Source organism: Bacillus sp. AY2-1, from assembly GCF_008368965.1.
Lineage (GTDB): Bacteria > Bacillota > Bacilli > Bacillales > Bacillaceae_G > Bacillus_A > Bacillus_A thuringiensis_S.
Map to the genome: position 1 here is coordinate 1 of NZ_QPEL01000323.1, position 555 is coordinate 555.

Below are 555 nucleotides of genomic sequence, written 5' to 3' on the forward strand. Positions count from 1 at the left end.
CTAAAAAAGAAGATATGTCAGGTTCAGTGGAAATAAACTCTAAGGATATTGGAACGGTTAAAGGTTTTAGACAAGGATTTACCACAGCAATCTTAAACCCAAAAACGGCTGTATTTTTCCTTAGTTTTCTACCCCAATTTATTGTGAGTAATCAAAGTCATTTCTTCCAATTTCTTTTGTTGGGACTCACATTTACGACTTTGACAGCAATATGGTATTTACTTTATATCTCTCTAATACGTCAATTAAGAACTTTTTTAAGAAAAGAAAAAGTGAACCGTACAATAGAGGGTATTACTGGCACAGTATTATTAGTATTTGGAGTTAGGCTATTTTTCCAAAAATAAATATGTAATAGAGAGATTTTAAAACTTTCAGTTTTTCCAATAAATGAATCAATATAAAAAGTATGGCTTTCAAACAGTAAAAAAGTTAACAAGCGGTTGTGTTTGTGGAATAAGCTTCAATAAAATAACCAAACTTTTTATAAAGAAGTGAATCGATTATATTAAATAAGAACATGTTTTAATTAATCCGTACCCTTTGTAAAGGACA

Annotated in this window: 1 protein-coding gene; it reads left to right on the forward strand. The window is 29.4% G+C overall.

The features are described from left to right. Positions 1–347 (forward strand): LysE family translocator (locus tag DN403_RS30840; protein WP_149186131.1); only part of this gene is annotated, 347 nt, incomplete at its 5' end. Between the last annotated feature and the right edge of the window lie 208 nt (positions 348–555).